Consider the following 752-nt stretch of genomic DNA (forward strand, 5'->3'; position numbering starts at 1 on the left):
CACGGAGTGGTTCTTCGCCACGCATCCGGTGGATCCGGACCACTTCACGATGGCGATGATGTTGGACCTGGTCGAGCGGGTCGAGACTCGGGCGCTGGAACGGGCTCTGCGTGCTCTGGCGGTCCAGCACGACATGCTGCGATTGCGTGCGGATGAAGACGGGTCGCGGGTCCTGGGGGTGGAGGAGGCCCGGTTCGATCTGGCGGTCGTGGACCTGGAGGGTGTGGAGCCCGGAGACCGTGAACGGGTCGCACGCGAGCGGACCGAGACCGAGCAGGCTTCCCTGTCGTTGACGCAAGGACCGGTGGTACGCGCGGTTCTGTTCGAGGGGGGTCCGGACGATCCCCGACTCTTGATCGTGGTCCATCACCTGGTGGTGGATGGTGTGTCCTGGCGGGTGTTGTTGGAGGATCTGGGCACGGCCTATCGGCGGGCGGTCGAGGGGTCGGAAGTGGACCTGGGGCCCCGTAGTACGCCCTTCCCGGTGTGGGCGGAGCGGTTGGCCCGACACACCGCCGAAGGTGGCTTCGACGACGAGATGGACCACTGGTCCCGTGCCGTCGCCCGAACCGAGCTTCCCGTTGACCACGGGGCCGCGGGCAACGGCAGGGTGGCGGACCAGGCCATCGTGACCGTGTCCCTCCCCGAGACGGTGACGAGGGATCTGTTGCGTGAGGTTCCGGGGGTGTTCCGGACGCGGGTCAACGACGTGTTGTTGGCCGCTCTGGGGCGGGTGTTGTGCGAGTGGAGTG

At 67.7% G+C, this 752-nt stretch carries 1 protein-coding gene; it reads left to right on the plus strand.

The window, feature by feature from the left end:
- Positions 1-752 (plus strand): condensation domain-containing protein (locus tag BQ8420_RS03495; RefSeq protein ID WP_235005902.1); only part of this gene is annotated, 752 nt, incomplete at both ends.

It is taken from the genome of Nocardiopsis sp. JB363 (assembly GCF_900143625.1).
Lineage (GTDB): Bacteria > Actinomycetota > Actinomycetes > Streptosporangiales > Streptosporangiaceae > Nocardiopsis.